This is a genomic window from Pirellulales bacterium, assembly GCA_035546535.1.
In the GTDB taxonomy this organism is placed as follows: Bacteria; Planctomycetota; Planctomycetia; order Pirellulales; family JACPPG01; genus JACPPG01.
Genome location: DASZWQ010000066.1, coordinates 45559 through 66001, shown reverse-complemented (window position 1 = coordinate 66001; position 20443 = coordinate 45559). Strand labels below are relative to the sequence as shown.

Below are 20443 nucleotides of genomic sequence, written 5' to 3'. Positions count from 1 at the left end.
CTCATTGTACGGCGGAGTGCGCCGGCCACCAGTTTTTGGCGTCGCGGACACTCTCGCGCCCCGGTGACTAAACATGTCAGACGCATGTTTGCATAAACATACCTTCCCAAATGCACGAGAGGGCGGCAGGTGCGAAATCGGCGCGATCGGCAAGATCCGCACATTGCGAGGGCGTCTCTGCCACGCCAAGGACATTGGCAAAGTCACCGCATTTTGTGCAAAACGATCGGACAGAAGATGCGCCGGCCGGGCTACTCCGAGTGCGCCTGCCGACCGTCCGAACGATGGATGCCTGCTAGGGAACGACCGAAACCGTTACACGCGATGGCCGCGCGGCCGAACGAAACACCTTTTGCGTCGCGGCCTGGTAATCGGAATCCTGCGCGCGATAAATGTCGACGAACGTCTGCGGATTGCGGTCCACCAGCGGGAACCAACTGCTCTGCACCTGGACCATCACTCGGTGCCCGCTGCGGAACGAATGGCACACGTCAGGCATCACGAACTTGACGAGCGTCGGCTCGCCAGGCTTGAAGGGCTGCGGATTCTCGAAGCTCGCCCGGTAGCGGCCGCGCATCACGTCCCCGCGCACCATCTGCTGGTAACCGCCCATCCGTACGCCGCTAGGATTCGGCTCCGGGTCGGGATAGTCGTCCGGATAAACGTCGATCAGCTTGACGACGAAATCCGCGTCGGTGCCCGTCGTGGCCACGTGCAATTCGACCTCGATCGGGCCGGCGATGCGCAGATCATCCGCCAGTGCCTCGGTCTGGTACACGAGCACGTCGGGACGCTGCGCGGCGAAACGCTGATCTTCGAGCATGTAACGCGTGGGCATGCCCGTAAAGGTGCCGCGCATGAACGGCACGGGCCGGTGCGGGTCGCTGACGTACGCGTCGTGCGTGTCGACCGGCTCGGACGCAGCCGGGGCATCGTTGGACAGCCGGCCGCTCGCCGCCAGGTGCAGCGCACGTCGCTGCGCCGATTTCGGCGGCCAGGCGTCGTGTTTTTGCCACTGGTTCGTGCCGGTCTCGAAAACCCAGGCCTCGGGATGGACGGACTCGCCCTTGCTCTTCAGGTGGTACTCGAAAAACGGCAGCTCGATCTTTTCGCGGTAGAACTCGCCGGTCTTGGAATTGAAGTTCACGTCGCCCAGCGAGTCTCCGGCGTCGCGTGCCCACCCGCCGTGGCGCCACGGTCCCATCACCAGGACGTTGGGAATATTGGGGCTACTCGCCTCGACGGCCCTGTACGTTTCCAAAGTGCCGAAAAGATCCTCGGCGTCGAACCATCCGGCCACGGTCATCACGGCCGGGCGGATGTTCTTCAAGTGCGGACGAATGTTGCGCGCTTTCCAAAACTCGTCGTAGTTCGGGTGTGAGATCACTTCGTCCCAGTGCGGCATCGGCTCTTTGAAGTGGCGCTTGTTGGCCTCGGCCAGTGGGCCAAAGTTCATAAAGAACTGATAACCGTCCGGTGTGCCGTAATCGAACGAGAACGAGAATTTCTTCGTCGGCTTGTCACGCATACGATCGTTGGACGACATCCAACTGAAGGCATGTGCCAGAAAGAACGCGCCGTTGTGGTGCCAATCGTCGCCGACGAACCAGTCGGCCACGGGCGCCTGCGGCGAGACGGCCTTGAGCGCCGGATGGGCATCGATCATGCCGCACGAGGTGTAAAAGCCCGGGTAGGAAATGCCGTACATGCCCACGCGGCCGTTGTGGTTGGGCACGTGCTTCGTAAGCCATTCGATCGTGTCCCACGTGTCACTGGTTTCGTCGACGTCCTGCGGCCCCTTCTTGTCGGCGATGTACGGTCGCACGTGTTGAAATTCCCCTTCGGACATCCACCGCCCGCGCACGTCCTGGTAGACGAAGATGTAGCCTTGCTGGCCGAAGGCGGCGCTAGGACCAAGGTCGCTCTTGTATTGATCCGCGCCGTAGGGCCGCACGCTGTACGGCGTACGCAACAACAAGAGTGGATACTGCTGCGATTGATCCTTCGGCACGTAGACGGCCGTGAACAGCTTCACCCCGTCGCGCATGGGGATGCGATACTCGAACTTCGTGTAATGCGAGACGACGTAATCGCGTCCCTGGCCAAGCGCGGTCCCGGCAAGCGCGCCGAGGAGGAGCAATGCCAACAAGGAAGGGACGCGCGCGAAAAAGCAACTTCGATATGACATGCGAGCAAACTCCGGCCGGCCGGGTCATGGTGCGGTTTCGACCATGATAGGCAGGGCAAACACACCGTGCCAGCTTCCTGAACGGAGATCGCCAAATCCAACTTGAACGACACGACCAGGGCAGGCCGAGACGGCTAACGCCGCTTATCCCGCGCGTCGGGGTCCTTGGTGCGACCCGCCTCACGCAAGGCCTTGCGCAGCAGGAATTCGATCTGGCCGTTCAGGCTGCGCAAATCGTCGTCGGCCCAGCGGCGCAAAGCCTCGAGCAACTGAGGATCGGTGCGAAGTAGAAAGCTTGCGCGCGACACGCGCCACTCCGTCGGTTTTCGAAAGATCAGCCCTAATCAACGCAACAGCAATGCAAAACTGGAAGGCGCCGCGACTACGGTCGAATACGGATCAGTGATAGATCGTGCCGGTGTTCACGACCGGCTGCGTGTGGCGATCGCTGCATAGCACAACCAGCAGATTCGAGACCATGGCGGCGCGGCGTTCGGTGTCGAGTTCCACAACGTTATCGCGCGACAGGTGCTCAAGTGCCATCTGCACCATTCCCACCGCCCCTTCGACGATTTTCGTCCTCGCCGCCACGACCGCCTGTGCCTGCTGCCGCTGGAGCATCGCCGCCGCAATCTCGGGAGCGTACGCCAGGTGGCTGATGCGGGCTTCCAAGACGCTGACCCCCGCCTTGTTCAAACGTTCCTGAATGTCGGCCCGTAATTGTTCGCCGATTTCGACGATATTCTTGCGCAGCGAGATTTCGTGCTCTTCGCTGTCGTAGGGATGCCGGCTGGCCAGGCTGCGCAGCGCCGCTTCACTTTGCACGGCCACGAAGTCTTCGTAATCGTCGACCTCGAACAGTGCCTCGGCCGTATCGACCACCTTCCACACGACCACGGCCGAAATATCGACAGGGTTGCCGTCGCGGTCGTTGACCTTCGACGGCCGGCCCGAGGTGCGGGACTTTCCTTGCAGGATTTTGCCGGCAGCGTCCTTCGTCTCGGGCGTCATGATCGAACCTGTTTCAAAATTGCGCACACGTAGCGAGATCTTTTTCTTGGAGAAGAAAGGATTGACCCAGTAAAAGCCCGACTCCGTGATCGACCCCTGGTAGTCCCCGAATAGCAGCAATGCCCGCGCGTTGTTCGGCGCCACGGCCTGAAATCCGAACAACATCACGAATGCCGCAATGATCATGGGCGCCGCCAGCAGGAAGGGCCAAGCCGGGACTGGGCCACGCGGATGCGTCGCGATGGTAGCGACGAAGAGCGCCACCGCTCCGGCAACGAGTCCCAGGCAAATCACCAGCGGATACCAGCCGCTGGTCGGTCGAAGCTGCTTTTCCGTGATCATGGATCTGCTCCCCTTTGCTGTAGTGACGTATATCAATATGATATCATATAGATATCTCGTCAAGCAAGCCGCGGCGGCGAGAGAATTCCGCTGAGGTGCCACGGCCACGGCGGTCGCGCCCATGCGAGGGCGCGACTCGGTCACATGCTCGCGCAGGCGTCAGGCTGGCATCCCACGATCGTCAACTGACGCAGCACCCGGATGATGCGCTTTCGACGTGCGTCAAGCACCGGCCGAGTAATCGGTACTCACCGGCTCGACAGGCGTCTTGTGCGGCGCATGGCCGTTGGTCGCGGCGCGGTTGGGCGAGGGGCCGATGATGGACTCGATCTCTTTCTCGTCCAGGATTTCGCGTTCACAGAGCTGTCGGGCCATCGCGTCGAGCTTGTCGCGATGCGCCTCCAGCAGTTCTCGCGCACGATCGCCGGCTGCGTGCAGGATGCGCGAAACCTCTTCGTCGATGACTTGCGCCGTGTGCTCGCTGAACTCGCGCTGCTCGTGGAATTCCTTGCCCAGGAACGGATGTTCTTCGCTGGTGCGATACGCAACGGGCCCCAGCCGCTCGCTCATGCCCCAGTGAGTGACCATGCGCCGCGCCAGTTGCGTGGCCCGTTTCAAGTCGTCTTCGGCCCCCGCGCTGTACTCGTTGAAGATCAGCTTTTCCGCGGCCCGACCGCCGAGCATGAATACCAGCCGGGCGTGCAACTCGGTTTCGCTGATGTTCAGTCGGTCTTCCTCCGGCAAAAGTTGCGTCACGCCCAAGGCGCGGCCACGCGGAATGATCGTCACCTTGTGCAGGCGATCGCCGCCGGGCACGATCCAGGCCAACAGCGCATGGCCCGATTCGTGATAGGCGGTCATTTCCTTTTCCTTGCCGCTGAGCACTTCCTCGCGCTTGGGACCCATCAGGATCTTATCGCGGGCGACTTCGAAATCGTCCATCGTGACCTTGTCAGTCCCTTTGCGCGTCGCCCACAGCGCCGCCTCGTTGACCAGGTTGCGGATATCGGCGCCGGTCAATCCAACGGTGCCGCCCGCCAGCCGCTCGAGGTCGACGTCGTCGGCCAAAGGGACGTCGCGGCAGTGGACCTTGAAGATCGCCATGCGCGCTTTGAGATTCGGCCGATCGACCGTGACATGGCGGTCGAAGCGACCGGGCCGCAAGAGCGCCGGATCGAGCACGTCGGGGCGATTGGTGGCGGCCAACACGATCACGGCTTCGCTGGGGCTGAAACCATCCATCTCGCTCAAGATCTGGTTCAACGTCTGCTCGCGTTCGTCGTGCCCGCCGCCGAGCCCTGCACCGCGCACACGACCGACCGCATCGATTTCGTCGATGAACAGGATGCAGGGAGCCGACTCTTTGGCGGTCTTGAACATGTCGCGCACGCGGCCGGCGCCAACGCCCACGAACATCTGGATGAATTCCGAGCCCGAAATCGAGAAGAACGGCACGTTTGCCTCGCCGGCCACGGCCTTGGCCAATAGCGTCTTGCCGGTGCCGGGCGGCCCCATGAGCAGCGTCCCCTTCGGGATGCGTCCGCCGAGGCGCTGGAATTTCTGCGGGTTCTTCAGGAATTCGACGACCTCGGTCAAGTCTTGCTTGACCCCTTCCAGGCCGGCAACGTCGGCAAAGGTGATGCGCTTCTTACCTAGTTCGTAGCGCTTGGCAGGGCTCTTGCTGAAGCCCGCCAGGATGCCGCCTCCCATGAACTGATCGCGCGCGCGGCGATACATGGCCCACATCACGACCAGCAAGAGCACCGTTATGCCGAGGTAGAACAGCATGAACATGACCGTGCCGTCGTTAATTTCTTCGGCGGCATAGCGCGGGCCGAGCTTGTCGTACAACAGCTTGTCGAGATCCGTACCCACGCTGGGTAGATCGGTGTAGAACTCCTGCTTGAGCGCCGCCGCCTTTTGCCCACTCTTGGCGGTTTCCTCTGCCGGCAGCTCGGGAGTCTTCTTGAACGTGCCGCGAATCCTGGCGCCGTTGGCGACCACCTCCGCAACGTTGTTCTTTTTTAGCTCTTCCAGGAAGAAGCCGTAGTTGATCTTCGACCGCTTGTTTTGTTCGCCCGTGTAATAGAACACGAGCATCATGCCGGTCACGATGAGCGGCAAAATCAACCAAAAGGCGGCTGGCCGGGGACGCGGCGGGAGGGGTTTCTGGGGGGCGGCCGGACCGCCAGGCGTACGCTGCTGATCCATTCTCAAAGAGCCTCTGGAGTGCGGGCACAAAACTCGTCGACGGCCAACGTCCGTGCCCGCGCGGTTGGCAGACGGGGGGCGTCCGCCGGCTGATTCCACGCGGACCTGTCGAATTGTACCGTATAAACCGAAGTTGTTCGATTGCGAGGTCAAGGCAGTCCAACCGCGGCATTCCGCTCGATCCGAGACAGTTTCGTCGCTGCCAAACAGGGATACTGGACCGAAGCTCGCTTGCGCGCCCATAATCGGGCCTGAACTGCCAGCCAGGGTTAATAGGGGAGCGGCTACGGGCCGGTTGAACCAGGCGGCCTCCTGGCTCTTCGCGCGACTCAAGATGAGTCGGCACGCGTGACCCTGCTGCGACAGAATTGCAGAGCTTATCTGCAGGGAGAATGTGTGGCCATGCGCCTGGAAGTATTGTCCAACGACGGCCCTGTAAAGAGCGTCAATGCTTCGGGCCGCATCACGCAAAGCGCCTTCATGTCCGAAGACGAACCCTTGGCCGTGCGCTTTGGCGATAATATCTACGCCGAGCGACTCGTGCTCAGCCTGGCGGGAGCCGATTACCTCGACTCGCGCGGCGTCGGCTGGCTGCTGAAGTGCCATCGCCGCTTTCGCCAGGCCGGCGGCATGATCGTCGTACACTCGATTCCGACCATTATTCTCGACGTCCTCAAGGTGCTGCACATGGACGAGGTTCTGCACCTCTCGCCCGACGAAAAGTGTGCTCGCGAAAAAGCTCTGGGCGACCATGTCTGAAAAGGCGCTTCGCCGCGGTGTCGTGGCAGTGATCACGCGGGATGAGGCGCTATTGGTCATTCGCCGCGCCGAGGGAATCGCGGCGCCCGGCAAATACTGCTTCCCTGGCGGTGGTATCGAGGAAGCCGAAAGCGAAGAGCTCGCCCTGGTGCGCGAACTACGCGAGGAATTGGGAGCAACCGTCGAACCGCAACGCCGCCTATGGCAGAGTGTCACGCCATGGGGCGTCGAGCTGGCCTGGTGGCTGGCCGACCTCGATCACACGGCGCCTCTCGTTCCGAATCCGGCCGAGGTAGCCAGCGTCCATTGGCTGACGATGGCTGAGATGGACTCGCTAGAGGAATTGCTGGAAAGCAACCGCGAGTTCTTGCGTCACATCCGCGCCGGCGCGATCAACCTCCGCTAATCGTCGCGCGGATGGTACTTCGCGTTGAACGCCTCGGGGGCGAACGGGTCCTCGGGCGTTTCGGGCGCCGCCGTCACCACGCGCCGGACAGGTTTTTTGTCCGTGAGTTTTGGCACCGTTGAAAGCGATTTGCCGCCAGCCGCCGTGCCCGTCTCGCCAGTGAGCAGGGAATTCGGCGCCGTCGCCGCGCCTGCTGGCTTGCCGGCCTGTGGCAGTTGTTGCAGCAAATTATCGTCGGGTTTTTCCACGGTTTGGGGCTGCTCGGCCGTGCCGTTGGCGACGCGCATCACCCAATTCACCAACTGGCGATACTGCGCCACGTCCTTGTTCGTGAAGATCGCCGCCTTGGCGTTCCCATGCGGCCCGACCGGAATCGTCAAAATCGGGCTGGCCGGCGGGTCCGACCGGTCGATCAGTTCCACGATTGCGTGCAGATTGCGCTGGGTGAAGCGCCGACTCGACGTTTTACCCAATTGTGTCCGCAGCAACCGCAGTTGGCTTTCGGTCTGCGCCCCATGACAGCCGCCGCTGGCGCAAGTGTTGAGCAACAGCGGCTGAATCGTGTTGGCAAACGTTTCGATCGTGCCGGGCGGCATTCCGCGCATCAGGCGGTCAAGATCCTCGGTCGTGGGGCCGTTGCCGGCGTCGGCCTTATGATCGTTGTGCAGTGGCTGTTCCTGCGCCAGTTTCAACTGCCTCTCGACGAGCACGATGCGCGGATGGCGTTCGTTGAGCGAGCGGGCCTCGGCAACTTCGCGCGACGCCTCGTCGAACAGCTTTTGCCAAATGCACCACATGGCCAGGTCAAGATGATCCTGGACTTTCGCGGGATCGATGCGCGAGCGCTTTCGCTCGTATCCCTCGCGCAAGTCGCGGCACACGAGCTCTACCTGGCTCGCCTTCAAGCGGATTTCACCGCTCGGCAGCGTTACGTAGTACTCTTCGCCCGCCTCGGTCACCTTGCCCGAGAGAACCTGGCCATTGCGCAGCAGTACCACGCCCGGCTGCGGCGATACTTTCAAGGAAGTATCGTCAGCATGCACCAGCGCCAGCGGCCACAGGCAATAAGTGAGAATAGGCCAGATTCGCCGAGACATGATTTGGGCGGGAACAGTACGGGATGCCACGGCTGCCGTCAATGCGAACTTGTTGCACATGGGAACGGCGGGCGTCCGGCGCCATACCCCGTTTGCCTGCCTTGCCTCAAGCGGGTAACGTTGAAGGGGACGCTAGCATTCGCTCCGCGGGCCGAGCACCATCGCCCGGGCAGGAGGCGATCGTGCTTCTTCGAGCGGCCATTGTCTCGACGACAATCGTTCCGGAACCTGGTTCATCATGTCGCAGTCGGAAGAATCGCTCTGGTCGCAACTCGCCGGGCACGAAGTGGTGCTCGACCTGGCCAGCCATTATGTCGTGCTTGGCCGGCTGTTGACTGCTGGCGCCGACTTCCTGGAACTGCAAAGCGTCGACGTCCACGACTTGCGCGACACGCAAACGACGCGAGAAAAGTACGTACTCGATTGCCGCTTGCACGGCATCCGCCCCAACCGTGGCCGCGCCTGGATCAACCTGCGGGAAGTGGTCGGCATTTCGCGCCTGGCGGATGTGCTGGTGGACTGACGGTCGTGCCGCCCGACGGTCGCCATCCGGCTATTTTTAAGGGTTCGCCGGCCCCTGTTCATTCCGGGCGGCAGTGTACACTAGAGAAAGGTCATGCCCGGGGTGAAAACCCCGCCTGATCGGTATTCAGCATTTCTGGCAGCGGAGGCCGCATTCCCGTCGTTGGAGTCACAACGGTGCGACCATTGCGTATCGCTTGCCTGGCCGCCTTGCTCTGTGGCATCGCGTGCGCGACGGCGCGCGCTCAATTCGGCGAGGTTGACGACAAAGGGCCGCAGCGCGGCCAGGAGTTCGTCAACAAGTACGAAGTCGGCATGATCATCACAGCTGGCAGTGAACCGTGTACGGACCTGATCGGCACCGCGCCGGTACCCATCGACTGGCCCGAGCAGGAAGTGCGCGTAATGCAGGAGGATTTTGATCCTGCCGCCAAGCGGGTCCAGTATCGTGAGGCGGGTGGCGGCACGATCAAGCAGATGGTCGTTAATATTCCGCTGCTCCCGGCCAATGAAAAGGCACGCGTGGTGGTGGTGCTCGAGATTTCGCGCTTTACCATTTTGCCGCCGAAGAACACCGACGAATTCGTCATCCCCAAGAAGCTGGCCCGCGGCGTGCGGCAATATCTGGCGCAAAGTCCGAAGATCGAAACCACGAACCCCAAGATTCGCGCCCTGGCGAAAGAGATCACGGCCGACCAGGAGGGGGCGTGGGAGAAAGTCGAAGCGATCTACGATTGGGTCCGCGAGCACGTAAAGTACGTGAATGGCCCCCTGCGCGGCGCGCTGGCCGCCCTCAATGACGGTAAGGGGGATTGCGAAGAGCTGACGTCACTGTTCATTGCGCTGTGCCGCGACATCGGCGTGCCAGCGCGCACCGTGTGGGTACCTGGGCATTGCTATCCCGAGTTTTATCTCGAAGATGGCGAAGGCAAAGGGCACTGGTTCCCTTGCCAGGCGGCCGGTGCGCGGTCCTTCGGCGGCATCGACGAAAAGCGGCCGATTCTGCAAAAGGGGGACAACTTCACCGTGCCCGAGCGTCGCGAGAAGCTGCGCTACGTGTCGGAATTCCTTCGCGGCGACGGCGGCCAGCCGCGCGTGCAATGGGTGCGCGGATCGAGCGGAGCGTAGCTAGCGCCCGCGTAACGACGCAGCGCCGATCCCATCTTGTTTCCCGTGTGCCATGCCTTTTCGCCGAAGGCGAATAAGCATGTTGGTTCTCGTTGGGACACCGCTGCCGGGCAAGCCTGCGAATCCGGGCGTAACGTAAATTGTCGCATGCTTATCACCTGCGGCGAACAGCACGGCACCCACCTCGACTTCAACGCGCTATCCGATCGGGCGTTACGCGCGGCTTGTCGCGCGAAGCGACTGGCTTACTTGGCGCCGGCGATCCGCCCGCCAGTTGCAGTCGGTACAGCGCCGCATCGGTGCGCAGGAAGATTGCGCTGTCGGAAGTGGCCAGCGACGCCATGACGCGTCCGTCGATCTGGTTTTCGGCCAGCTTCTTGGCGGATTTGCCCGGAGCGAGCACCGTGGTCAGGCCCTCTTCGCTGGTGATGTAGATCCGTCCCTCGGCCAACAGCGGTGAAGCCGAGAACGCGCCGCGCAGCCGCAATTGCCAGCGCTGCTTGCCGGTCTTGGCATCCAGGCAACTGACCACGCCTTGATCGCTGACCAGGTACAACTCGTCGCCCACGATGAGTGGCGACGGGTCGAACGGCACGCCGCGGCGCAATGTCCAGGCGCAGTCGGCCGTCGCGATCTCGCCGCGCGACCTGGCGTCGATCGCGTAGAAACCGAGCGTGCCATAACCGCTCGATACGAAAACCAGCCCGTGATCGACAACCGGTCGCAGCACGATCGAGTCGCCACTGTGGCGAAAGCGCCAGATTTCCTGCCCCGTGGCTGGCGCGTACGCGGTGACCTGCCCGCCGCCCGGGCTGATGAGCTGATCGGCGCCATCGACCTTGGCAATCAAGGGAGTGGCATAGCCGACCTTTCCTTCGCGCGGGGCGCGCCAGCGGACCTGTCCCGTTTGCCGATCGAGAGCTACGACGGCCTGCGTATCGGCGCCGTCGCAATTCACGATCACCAGGTCGCGCCACACGACCGGGGAGCCTGCCGGGCCGTGCGCATGGTCGTACTTGATATCTTCGTTGCGCCACAGGATTTCTCCGCGCAGCGACAGGCACGCCGTGCCATGCGCGCCGAAATGAACGAACAATCGATCGCCGTCGATTACCGGCGAGGGCGAGGCGTGGGTATTTTTCGGATTGATCGGTCCCAGGTCGGCTTTGCGAAATACTTCCACGTCGCGCAACAATTGACCCGTCAGCGCGTCGACGCAGATGGCCCGCAAGGATCCTTCTTGTTCGATGGTTGTCGTCAGCCAGATCAAGCGGCCGCGAATGACCGGTGACGACCAACCCGTCCCGGCTAGTGGCGTCTTCCAGGCCACGTTTTCGTTCTCGCTCCACGTAAGCGGCAGGTTTTGTTCTGGCGAATGCCCTTGGCCGTCCGGCCCGCGAAATTGAGGCCAATCGGCACCGCGAGCCGATGTCGCCATGACCGCTATCACGACGATCGCCGCGCAGGATTTCGACGGCCATTCCGATCGGAAACGATGATTTGAGCGTCGTATGTCCATATCCTCTGAAGCCGGGCTCTGTGACTCGGGTTTGTTCTAAGAAAGGGCGTTCTGATCGCCCCGAGGTTACCTGAGAATCTCCATCTCCGGCCGATCGCGCGCCAATTCATCAATGCGCTCGGCGGAAATCTGCGTGTTGCGCACGCTCAGCGCGTGCAAGTGTGACAGTTGATCGAGCACGGCCGAGCCCGCGTCGGTGATGGGGGTTTCATCGAGGCTCAGAACTTCCAGTTCGCGCATGCGGCCGATCGTGGGCATGGCCGCGTCGTCGATCTTCGTGCCGGCCACGCTGAGAAAGCCCAGGTGCGTGAGCGGCGCCAGGGCCTGCAGGCCGACGCTCGTCACGTCGGTGCCGTTGATCAGCAACATTTCCAAGCGCGTCAGGTTCGCCAGGTAGGCCATGCCGGCGTCGGTGACCGGAGTATTCGACAGGTCCAGCCGCGATAGGTTCCACAGCTTCGACAGCTCGCGCGCCCCCTCGTCGGTGATGCCGGTTTCGATCAGGTACACCTGCTTGAGCTGCGGCATGGCCTTGAGCAGCTTCATGCCTTCGTCGGTCACTTGCGTGCCGTTGAGGATCAGGATTTCCAGCCGCGGCAGCTTGAGCAAGTGGACCAGGCCCGCGTCAGTAATTTCGTTCCAAGTCAGTTTCAGCGATTTCAAGCGATGCATGGGAGCCAGATGCACCAGGCCCGCATCGGTGACTTTGGTGTCGTACAGAAACAGCTCTTCGAGCTGCGGCTGCAGCGCGACGACTTTCTTCACTCCCTCGTCCCCGATCGGCGTCCAATTGAGATTCAATATCCGCAGCTTGTTGAGTGGCGTGAGATGATCGAGCCCCGCGATCGTGATCTTTGTGCCCAACAGCGACAGCGCTTCCAGCCTGGTGAGCGAGCGCAGGTGGGCCAGGCCGGCATCGGTGATCCGGTCTTGGTTGAGCTTGAGCCCTTCTAATTGCGTGAGCTGCCCGACAATCGTCAACCCGTCGTCCGTGATCTTGGTGCGCGTGAAGTCGAGCCAGCGCAGGTCGGGCAAAGCCAGCAGGTTTTCCAGCCCTTCGTCACCGCCAGTCCAGTACACGGCCGTTAGCTTTCGCCCTTCGGGCGTAGTCACACGCTCGACGAGCCCGCCCTGCGCAGTGATCGCTTCTTCGGCGCGGCGGGCGTCGTGGGGTTTGCTGGTTGCAGGCACGAGCGCCGTGGTTCGCTTAACGAGCGGATCCTTGACCGTAGCTCCGGCTTCACCGTCGGGCGCAACGGGCGGCGCGGCGCGCAAAGCGGGCGCAACGATCGCCAAAACCAACGGCAGTAGTATCCATGTGCGGCGCAGCGACACGAAATGACCTCGACAGGCGGTGGGCGCAGTCCGCGGGCGCGGGAGTCTAGGCGAAAGGGTTTTCGAGGGTCAATGCGGCCCGGCGCGATCCGCGGTCTTCCCTTCGATGCCGATCCCCGGTGACGCGAAGCTGCGCAAATCAGGCGGGCGGCGGGCCACAACCAGCGAGCCGGGGCCTCTTGGCGAGCGGCAATCGGTGGCTCATCATAGTCACCAGTCCCGCGATAGCATGCTTCCGACAGCAAACTCCCCGCCGCATTAACCCACCCGGCCCGCTTCTCGACAAAAGGTGCTCCCGATGATGCTGCCAGATCGTTGTGTACTGCTCCGATCATCGCTTCGCCTGCTCGTGCGCGCCGCATTGGTCGCGCTCGTTGCCGTAGGTTGGGCAGGCGTGCTGCATGCCGCGGCACCGGCGGACCATAGTGCCTTGAAGGTGGGCACAGGAACGGCCGAGTTTACGGCCACCGACGAAATGACCGTGGCCGGCGGCATCGGCGGAGCCAAGGTGCAGGGGCAGGAAGGGCAGTTGCGGGCCGTGGCCGTCGTGCTCGAGCATCCGGACGGGGGCAAATTCGCCATCGTGGCCTGCGACGTGTTGTTCGTGACCGATGCCATGGTGCAGGCGGCCGCCAAGGAGATCGAGCGACGCTGCGGAATCGCGCCCGATCACCTGCTGGTGAACGCCACACATACGCACTCAGCCCCCAGCACGATCCGCGTACACGGCTATGGTCCGGAACCGGAATTCATCAAGAGCGTGGTCGAGGGGATCATTCGCGCGGTGGAATTGGCCGACGAGCGGCGCACGGAGCGCTGCCGCTTCGCCTTCCACCTCGGCGAGGAAAATACCATCGGCGCCAACAGCCGGCTCTTGCTCTCGGACAACACGATCTATTGGATCGGTTCGCGTGACGACGCCGTGCGGCCCACGGGTCCCTTCGATCCGCAACTGCCGGTGCTCGCCTTTTACGACGCGACCGACAAACTGCGCGGCGTGATCTTCAATCATTCGACGCACACGATCGGCACCATCCGGCCGAACGTGCGCTCGCCGTCGTTTTACGGGCTAGCCGCGCAAGACCTGGAACAGAAGCTCGGTGCGACGGTGTGTTTCCTGGAAGGCGCCTCCGGCTCGACGCACAATATCGCCGGCGTCCCGGCCGCCGAAGCCATGTCGCGGATCGAAACAGCCGTGAATGACGCACTCTCCAAAGCCGAAACGCGCCCCGTCACGCATCTGGCGGCGCTGCGGCGTCCCTTTACGTTTCGCGTGCGTCACTTCGACGAAGCAACGGAAGACGCCAAGGTGTTGAATTATTGCCGCAAGCGAGCGCCCGATCACGCCGACGCGATCGCCAACGTCTTTCGCCAGCAGCGGCTGGAATTGAAAGGCGAACAGGGGAAGGAGCGGCACACCTGGGTGCAAGTGATGTTAATCGGCGACGTGGCGATTGTCGGCGTGCCGGCGGAGTATTTCACTTCGCTGGGAGTCGACATCAAGAAGCGATCGCCGGTCAAGAACACGTTCATCGCCGAGTTGGCCAACGACTGGATCGGTTACCTGCCCGACCGCGAGGGGCACGAGCTGGGGGGCTATCAAACATGGATGGGGCATCAAAGCTATGCCGAGCCAGGAACCGGTGAACGAATCGCCGATGCCGCCTTGGTGATGCTCGGTGATCTAATTTCTGGAAAGTAGTCAGTGGGGATTTAGCCGCCGGGCTCGCCCGGCGGGCAGGAACGAGTGCTCGGCAAGGACTCTGCGTGATGCAAAAGTCGCGAATGATCGGGAGCATTCTTCTCGCCGCCGCCCAACTGTTGGGTGGCGGCGCGACGTGTTGCGCCGAGGACGCACCTCAAACGGCGCGCTCGCCGCAGCAGGAGCAGGCGACGTTTGTGCTTGCCGACGCGAACCTGGCCATCGATCTCGTCGCGGCCGAGCCCGACGTCACAAGCCCGGTGGCCATGTGCTGGGACGCCGACGGGGCGATGTACGTGGCCGAAATGCGCGATTACCCCGTCGGTCCGGCGTCGGGCACGATCCGCAAACTCGTCGATGCCGACGGCGACGGTCACTACGAGCGCGCAACGCTGTTCGCCGACAAGCTGAATTTTCCCAATGGCGTGCTCGCGACCGGCGAAGGGCTGTTGGTTACGGCCGCTCCGGATTTCTTGCTCTTACGCGATACGGACCACGACGGCGTGGCCGACGAGCGGCGGGTCGTCTTCACCGGCTTCGGCGAAGGGAATCAGCAGCTGCGCGCCAATGGTTTGTGCTGGGGACTGGACAATTGGATCTACGGCGCCAACGGCCGTAGCGACGGCGTGGTGCGCCGCCCCGACGAGCCGGCCGATCGTGGCGTTTCGATTCGCACGCGCGATTTTCGCTTCTCGCGAGACTTCAAACGATTCGAGGCCGTGATGGGGCAAAGCCAGTTCGGCCAGACGCACGACGACGCGGGCCGGCGATTTCTGTCGTGGAATACGATCCCTATCCGGCAGGTGATGTTCAGCGAGGCCGACGTATCGCGCAATCCGTACCTGGCCGCCGCGGCCGTACACAACCTTGCCGATCCGAGCGACCTGGGCGAAGTCTTCCCGATCAGCCCCAGGCCGCAGACGTTCAATCGCGAATCGACGAATCATTACAACGCCATGGCCGGCCTGGGGATCTTTCGCGGAGACGCTCTAGGAGACGAATACGCGGGCGACGCCTTCGTCGGCGAATCGCTGTCGAGCCTGGTACATCGGCGCAAGCTCGCGCCCGTCGGGCCGACGTTCGTATCACACCGCGTTGAACAGGGGAAGGAGTTCCTCGCCGCCCGCGATTCCTGGTTCCATCCCGTGTTCGCCTGCACAGGACCGGATGGCGCACTGTACATCGCCGATTTCTATCGCCGCTGGGTCGAGCACCCGCAATTCGTGACCGGCGAGTGGCGGAACAAAGTCGATTGGCGCGAAGGAGTGGCGCATGGTCGCATCTGGCGCGTTCATCGCCGCGACCGCGCACGGCAGACCGCTCCGAACCTGGCCAGAGCCGGCACGGCCGAGCTGGTTGCTGAGCTCGCGAGTACCAACGGCTGGCGGCGCGACACCGCGCAGCGTTTGTTGGTTGAACGCGGCGATCGCAGTGTCGCTTCACAATTGCTGAAGCTTGCCCGAGGCGACAACGCGCGCGCCGCGCTGCACGCCCTTTCAACGTTGGATGGGATCGGCGCGCTCGACGATGCGGCCGTGCTCGCCTCGTTCGCGCATCCGGCAGCCGACGTTCGTCGCCAGGCGGTTCTTTTGGCCGCGCTGCGCTGGCGCAATGCGCAAGCGCTGCGGCAGGCTGCCTGCCGGCTGGCGGAAACCGAAAAAGATGCCGGCGTGCTGTTCGAACTGGCACGCGCCGTGGGCGATCTGCCGGCCGAAGAAAAGCTGCCCGCGTTGGTTGCGCTTGCCCGCGTCAAGGACGCGCCATGGATTGTCCGCGCACTCTCGGCCAGCGCTGCCGACGTAGCCGGTCCCTTCATCGCGCGACTAGCCGCGGAGAATTCTTCCTGGCTCGGCGATCCTTCGATCGAACAGGTCGAGACGCTGGAGTACTTGGGCGAGTGCTGGGCCGTGGTGCCGAACGAGTCCGACGCCGGCAGTTGCATGGATTTCCTCGCGTCTGACCGTGCCGAAAAAAATCTGTCGGGGCGGTTGGCCGTTCTCGCCGGTGCGACCCGGGCATGGCATCATACGGCGGCGACGGGCAAAGCATCGCCCGCGGACCCCAGCCGCGACCCTCGCCTCGTGCCGACCATTGATGCGGCCCTCGGCCAGGCATTCGCGGAAGCGGCCCGCACCGATTTACGGTCGCTGGCCGTGCGCGTCGTGGGGGACGTTGGTTCGTCGGAGCAGGTCGCGCGGTTGGCGCCGCTCGCGGCGGGTTCGGCCACGGGCCCAGCCGCGGATACCGCGGTCGCGTCGATCTGCCGCCGCGGCGACGGGGCGCTTGTACGTGAATTGATCGACGGCTGGGCCAGTTTCACACCGGCCCGGCGCCGGCTGATCGCTTCGTCGGCGCTCGAATCGACCGTTGCCAGCCGAGAGTTTGTCGACGCCATCGCCCGCGAGGTCGTGCGTGCGGCCGAGATCGATCCGGCGGTGCGCGCAGCGTTTGAAAAATCGCGCGACGCGGAAATCGCAGCGCAAGCGGCGGAGCTATTTGCCAGGTCCGCGCCCGCGCCCCGCGACGAAGTGCTGGCCCGCTATCGGCCGGCGCTCGAACTAGCGGGTAACCGAGAGCATGGCGCGAAATTGTTCAAGGAGCATTGCGCGACCTGTCACACGATCCTGGGGTTCGGACGGCAGGTGGGACCGGATATCTCAGGCGTCGCCGGCCGGCCGAAGGAAACGCTGCTCGGTGACCTCCTCGATCCCAGCCGGCAAGTCGCGCCCGATTTTCTCAGCTACTCACTCATCACACGCGACGGCCGTGCGCTTGCAGGCATTCTCGTCAGCGACACGGGCGAAGCCGTTACGCTACGTCGCGGCGAGGGCGCCGACGACGTCGTGCTGCGGGCTGACATCGAAGAGCTGCAAGCCTCGGGCAAGTCGCTCATGCCCGAGGGGCTCGAGCAACGACTAACTTCGCAGGACGTGGCGGACGTGTTGTCGTTTCTCACGCTTCCCGAGCGGCGATTGCTGGAGCAGCCATAGACGCCAGCTGCACCGAAAGCTTGGTCGCGCTGCAGAGTCTCGATTGCGCGCGTCCAGCGCCGTTGATCCCCCGCCCTATCAGGGAGGGGCCAGCAGCCTGTTGAAAAAAGCCCTCGTGGCTTTTTTCAACCTCGCCAAGTGCGAAGCAAAGCTTCGCACGGCTCGCAAAATAACGACTTACGTCGACATTTTGCCATCCCATCCCTGCGATGTCGCAGCCCGTTGAGTTCTTCAACAGGCTGCTAGGGGAGGGTAGGGGCGTCTCGCTTCGCGCGACTTTGATTCTTGTCGAGTTCGGTCGTCTCGTTGAGCGCCGAGCAGATTTTTCGTGAGCGTCTCGCCGCTCACCCAGCCCTCTCCCCTGAGGGGAGACGGTTCAACCCATCCGCGCTCTGCGCGAATGCACGGTTCGAAGCGCAATCATACGGCGTCTTATTCCGCGTCGCCGTCGGCTGGTTTGGCCTCGGGCTTGGCTTCCTGCTTTTGCCGCGTTTCGCCGTCGCGATTGCGGCGGCGGTTGGCCCGTTCGGGCACGGCCTCGGCCAGCGACGCCTCGACCGGCACGGCCATGTCGTACCAGCCGATCATCATCTCTTCCCAGGTTTGATCGCCCCACTTCACCGTCTCGTCCGGATTCGGATTCGCGAGGTTGTGCTCCGAATTGTCGAAATGCGCGAGGCAGTGCAGCGTCGTTCCCTTGGGCAGTGTCTTCATCTTTTCGAAAATGAAGCTGTTTTGCCAATTGAAGTCGTAGTGCGGCACATCAAGCAGCACTTCCTTCGTCCCGTCGGGATAGATGGCCTCGTAGTGGAACGCCTTGCCGCGCAAGTGCATGTGCGGGAAGAGCGACAGCAGTTGGATGTCGCTGCCGAATTTCTGCTGCGATTCCACCGGGTAATTATCCGCATGCGGCGGAATGGCAAACGCGGCGTTCGAGGCGCCGATCGTGGCGACGCGCCACTTCACGTTCTTCGGGTCTTCGAACTTGATCGCCACGGCGCTGCGATCCTTCTGTGGCGAGCCGTTAGGCGTGTAGTGCAATTGGAAAACCAGCTTCGAGCCGGCCGGTACGAAGACGGCCGTGCCCGGCGGATTCACGTGCGGAGGCGTTCCGGGCGCGTAGCCGGCCAGGCCGCCACGACCTCCCATATCGTCATCCCCCTCGCGTCGCGGGAAGACAATGATGTGATGTACGACGCTTCGATTGCTCGGCCGGCATTCGCTGGCCTGCACCCATTTGTCCTCGGTCCAGCCGGGGTCGACGGTGAAGAACTGGTATTCGACGGTTCCCTCGGCGGGAACCTGGAACGGTTCGTCTTGCATGTAGACGATCTGGTCCGGCTGGCCGATTTGCCAACCTTCGGCAAACTCGCGCGGCGCCGGCAACTGGCTCTTGTCCCCTTCGGGGCAGCCGTTGGCGATCCACGTGGCGATCATCTTTCGTTCGTCGTCGGTCACCCGGGGGTCGTTTTTGAAGTTTCCGAAGTGCGGATCGGCGAACCACGGCGGCATGCGCCCGTCGGCCACGACCTCGCCGATCATCTCGGCCCAGCCCTGCACTTCGTCGTACGACGTCATGGCAAAGGGCGCGATCTCGCCCGGCCGGTGGCAACTGACGCAGCGATCGTTGAAGATCCGCGCGATCTGGTTCGAGTACGTGACCTCGCCGTGCGGCTCGTGTTTCACGCGGCCGATCAAGCAACCGTCGGCCTTGGTCATCGGCTTGGCGACCGGCCGCCCGGCCAGCACGTCGTCGATCGCGAGGGCCAGCGAGCGTTCGTTCAGCTTCGGCTTCACGTAGCCGGCGCCCGTTTTGAAGCCGTACTGATCATCGATCCGCCCCCAATAGCGAACGACGCGTTCGCCGTCGAGCAGAAAGGCCTCGGGCGTGCGCTGCGCGCCGAGCGTGTCGGCCAGCTTGTTGCCCAGGTCCTTGAGCAGCGGAAAGGCGAGATCATGGGCTTTGACGAACGCGGCGATATCCGAAAGCGAATCCTGCAGATTCGAATCGATGCCGAGGAAGGCCACGCCTTGCGACTCGTATTCTTTCGCCAGCTCGTTAAGCCTTAGCGCGTAGCTCTTGGCCAGCGGGCATTCGGTGCCGAGGAACACCAGCACCAGGACCTTCTTCTCTTGAAAGTCGGACAGCGAAACGTCGCGCCCGTGATGATCCGGTAGTGCGACCGAAGCAACGCGCTTGCCGATCGGCGTGGCCGCGGCCGCGTCGGCCGCTCGGACGGCACGGTTTTCCAAGGCCAAGGCTGCCAGGAACGTGAGAGCCGAGAGAAGAGCGGGCCGGAAACCTCGCATGAAGGCACCCTTTTGTATGTAGAGAAGCGAGTCGGAACTGCCGACTCTTACGTTTACTGTTCGTCACGTCGCGTTGCCCGACTATTGGAACCATTGGGGCCGACAATTGCCAGCGCCGGCGGCAAAAAATAAAGGCGGAGCTACGGCCGTTTCATGTGCCGCAGCTCCGCCCATCCAGACCAGGACCGGATTCTCTGTTCCGGCCCCGCGAGCAAAGGTTCTGCGAAAATCGACTAAGCGCCGGGCTGGAATCCACCGCCGGCCGGGAAGTTGAACTTCGCGCCTTGTAGTTTCTCGAACTCCGCCTTTTGCTCGGCGGTCAGGATGGCCAGGGCCTTGTCATTGCGTTCCTTCTGCATGGCCGCGAACCGTTCGCGCATGGCGGCCCGATCGCCGCCGCCACCGCCGCCACCTCCTTGGCCGCGACCGGGGCGCGATTCCTCGGCCAGGGTCTCGACCTTCTTCTTCTGGTCGTCGGTGAGCTTCAGCGCCGTGGCGACTTCCGGATCTTGCAGCGCGCCGAACGCACCGCGACGCTGCAGAACGAGCTGCTTGAAACGTTCCTTTTGTGCCGGCTCGAGCGTGGCTTCGACCTTCGTCCGCAGGTCCTTCGTCTTCTGCTGCAGCTCCTGCATCTTCTCGCGGCGCTCCTCCTGCGACAGGTCGCGCAAGCCGGAGAACGTTGCCTGCATTTCTTCGGTCGCTTCGCGCACCGCGGTCTTCTGCGCGGCGTTCAACTTCAATTCGTCCTGGACCGGCGGAATCGCCAGAATCCTCAGCCCATCGCCGCCCGCCATCGCCCCCCCGAAACCACCGCGGCCGCGCTGCTGCGCGCTAGCGGCATTCAGCGAGCCGACCGCCACCAGAACCGCCAAGACCAGAACCTTGAGCCACCGCGAGGACGCCATAGCGAACTCCTTTCG

Annotated in this window: 15 protein-coding genes; 6 read left to right on the top strand and 9 right to left on the bottom strand. The window is 63.0% G+C overall.

The features are described 5' to 3' along the window. Positions 1 to 295: 295 nt before the first annotated feature. From VHD36_09075 to ftsH, 4 genes are all read right to left on the bottom strand, one after another. Entirely contained in the window at positions 296 to 2188 is a 1893-nt protein-coding gene (locus VHD36_09075; protein HVU87463.1) for a CocE/NonD family hydrolase, read from the bottom strand. A gap of 134 nt (positions 2189 to 2322) precedes the next feature. Further along, positions 2323 to 2496, bottom strand: a complete 174-nt coding sequence (locus VHD36_09070; protein ID HVU87462.1) for a hypothetical protein — start codon at positions 2494 to 2496, stop codon at positions 2323 to 2325. A 91-nt stretch (positions 2497 to 2587) separates the two neighbouring features. Next, positions 2588 to 3541, bottom strand: a complete 954-nt coding sequence (locus tag VHD36_09065) for an SPFH domain-containing protein (protein HVU87461.1) — start codon at positions 3539 to 3541, stop codon at positions 2588 to 2590. Positions 3542 to 3763: 222 nt separating this feature from the next. Continuing rightward, the gene (ftsH, locus tag VHD36_09060; protein ID HVU87460.1) at positions 3764 to 5671 is read right to left on the bottom strand and encodes an ATP-dependent zinc metalloprotease FtsH; all 1908 of its coding nucleotides are present in this window, start codon (positions 5669 to 5671) and stop codon (positions 3764 to 3766) included. 483 nt (positions 5672 to 6154) lie between these two features. Here ftsH and VHD36_09055 point away from each other — a divergent pair, with 483 nt between their 5' ends. After that, positions 6155 to 6511, top strand: a complete 357-nt coding sequence (locus tag VHD36_09055; GenBank protein HVU87459.1) for an STAS domain-containing protein — start codon at positions 6155 to 6157, stop codon at positions 6509 to 6511. Next, positions 6504 to 6917 carry an NUDIX domain-containing protein gene (locus VHD36_09050; GenBank protein HVU87458.1) on the top strand — a complete coding sequence of 138 codons (414 nt, stop codon included), beginning with the start codon at positions 6504 to 6506 and terminating at the stop codon, positions 6915 to 6917. The genes VHD36_09055 and VHD36_09050 overlap by 8 nt, the downstream gene beginning before the upstream one ends. On the opposite strand, the gene VHD36_09045 is transcribed toward VHD36_09050, so the two are convergent. Then, on the bottom strand, positions 6914 to 8014 hold the full coding sequence (locus tag VHD36_09045; GenBank protein ID HVU87457.1) for a hypothetical protein: 1101 nt from the start codon (positions 8012 to 8014) through the stop codon (positions 6914 to 6916). The genes VHD36_09050 and VHD36_09045 overlap by 4 nt on opposite strands. A gap of 238 nt (positions 8015 to 8252) precedes the next feature. Here VHD36_09045 and VHD36_09040 point away from each other — a divergent pair, with 238 nt between their 5' ends. Both VHD36_09040 and VHD36_09035 read left to right on the top strand, forming a co-directional pair. Next, positions 8253 to 8537 carry a hypothetical protein gene (locus VHD36_09040; protein ID HVU87456.1) on the top strand — a complete coding sequence of 95 codons (285 nt, stop codon included), beginning with the start codon at positions 8253 to 8255 and terminating at the stop codon, positions 8535 to 8537. Positions 8538 to 8713: 176 nt separating this feature from the next. Then, positions 8714 to 9664, top strand: coding sequence for a transglutaminase-like domain-containing protein (locus VHD36_09035; GenBank protein ID HVU87455.1), 951 nt, complete (start codon positions 8714 to 8716; stop codon positions 9662 to 9664). Positions 9665 to 9854: 190 nt separating this feature from the next. Here VHD36_09035 and VHD36_09030 read toward each other — a convergent pair whose 3' ends face one another. Further along, the gene (locus tag VHD36_09030; GenBank protein HVU87454.1) at positions 9855 to 11102 is read right to left on the bottom strand and encodes a PQQ-binding-like beta-propeller repeat protein; all 1248 of its coding nucleotides are present in this window, start codon (positions 11100 to 11102) and stop codon (positions 9855 to 9857) included. 147 nt (positions 11103 to 11249) lie between these two features. Continuing rightward, entirely contained in the window at positions 11250 to 12518 is a 1269-nt protein-coding gene (locus VHD36_09025; protein HVU87453.1) for a hypothetical protein, read from the bottom strand. A 298-nt stretch (positions 12519 to 12816) separates the two neighbouring features. Here VHD36_09025 and VHD36_09020 point away from each other — a divergent pair, with 298 nt between their 5' ends. Together VHD36_09020 and VHD36_09015 are read left to right on the top strand one after the other, a co-directional pair. Next, complete coding sequence (locus VHD36_09020; GenBank protein ID HVU87452.1) at positions 12817 to 14220, top strand: hypothetical protein; 1404 nt, start codon at positions 12817 to 12819, stop codon at positions 14218 to 14220. Between the two features lie 68 nt (positions 14221 to 14288). Continuing rightward, positions 14289 to 17210, top strand: a complete 2922-nt coding sequence (locus VHD36_09015; GenBank protein HVU87451.1) for a PVC-type heme-binding CxxCH protein — start codon at positions 14289 to 14291, stop codon at positions 17208 to 17210. A gap of 432 nt (positions 17211 to 17642) precedes the next feature. Here the strand turns inward: VHD36_09015 and VHD36_09010 are convergent, their stop codons facing one another. Together VHD36_09010 and VHD36_09005 are read right to left on the bottom strand one after the other, a co-directional pair. After that, positions 17643 to 19520, bottom strand: coding sequence for a redoxin domain-containing protein (locus VHD36_09010; protein ID HVU87450.1), 1878 nt, complete (start codon positions 19518 to 19520; stop codon positions 17643 to 17645). A 233-nt stretch (positions 19521 to 19753) separates the two neighbouring features. After that, on the bottom strand, positions 19754 to 20428 hold the full coding sequence (locus VHD36_09005; protein HVU87449.1) for a hypothetical protein: 675 nt from the start codon (positions 20426 to 20428) through the stop codon (positions 19754 to 19756). Between the last annotated feature and the right edge of the window lie 15 nt (positions 20429 to 20443).

Coding starts and splice junctions, on each gene's coding strand:
- VHD36_09065 (HVU87461.1), bottom strand. CDS start 3,541: ATGATCACGGAAAAGCAGCTTCGACCGACCAGCGGCTGGTATCCGCTG.
- VHD36_09050 (HVU87458.1), top strand. CDS start 6,504: ATGTCTGAAAAGGCGCTTCGCCGCGGTGTCGTGGCAGTGATCACGCGG.
- VHD36_09040 (HVU87456.1), top strand. CDS start 8,253: ATGTCGCAGTCGGAAGAATCGCTCTGGTCGCAACTCGCCGGGCACGAA.
- VHD36_09030 (HVU87454.1), bottom strand. CDS start 11,102: ATGGCGACATCGGCTCGCGGTGCCGATTGGCCTCAATTTCGCGGGCCG.
- VHD36_09055 (HVU87459.1), top strand. CDS start 6,155: ATGCGCCTGGAAGTATTGTCCAACGACGGCCCTGTAAAGAGCGTCAAT.
- VHD36_09010 (HVU87450.1), bottom strand. CDS start 19,520: ATGCGAGGTTTCCGGCCCGCTCTTCTCTCGGCTCTCACGTTCCTGGCA.
- VHD36_09075 (HVU87463.1), bottom strand. CDS start 2,188: ATGTCATATCGAAGTTGCTTTTTCGCGCGCGTCCCTTCCTTGTTGGCA.
- VHD36_09045 (HVU87457.1), bottom strand. CDS start 8,014: ATGTCTCGGCGAATCTGGCCTATTCTCACTTATTGCCTGTGGCCGCTG.
- VHD36_09020 (HVU87452.1), top strand. CDS start 12,817: ATGATGCTGCCAGATCGTTGTGTACTGCTCCGATCATCGCTTCGCCTG.
- VHD36_09015 (HVU87451.1), top strand. CDS start 14,289: ATGCAAAAGTCGCGAATGATCGGGAGCATTCTTCTCGCCGCCGCCCAA.
- VHD36_09005 (HVU87449.1), bottom strand. CDS start 20,428: ATGGCGTCCTCGCGGTGGCTCAAGGTTCTGGTCTTGGCGGTTCTGGTG.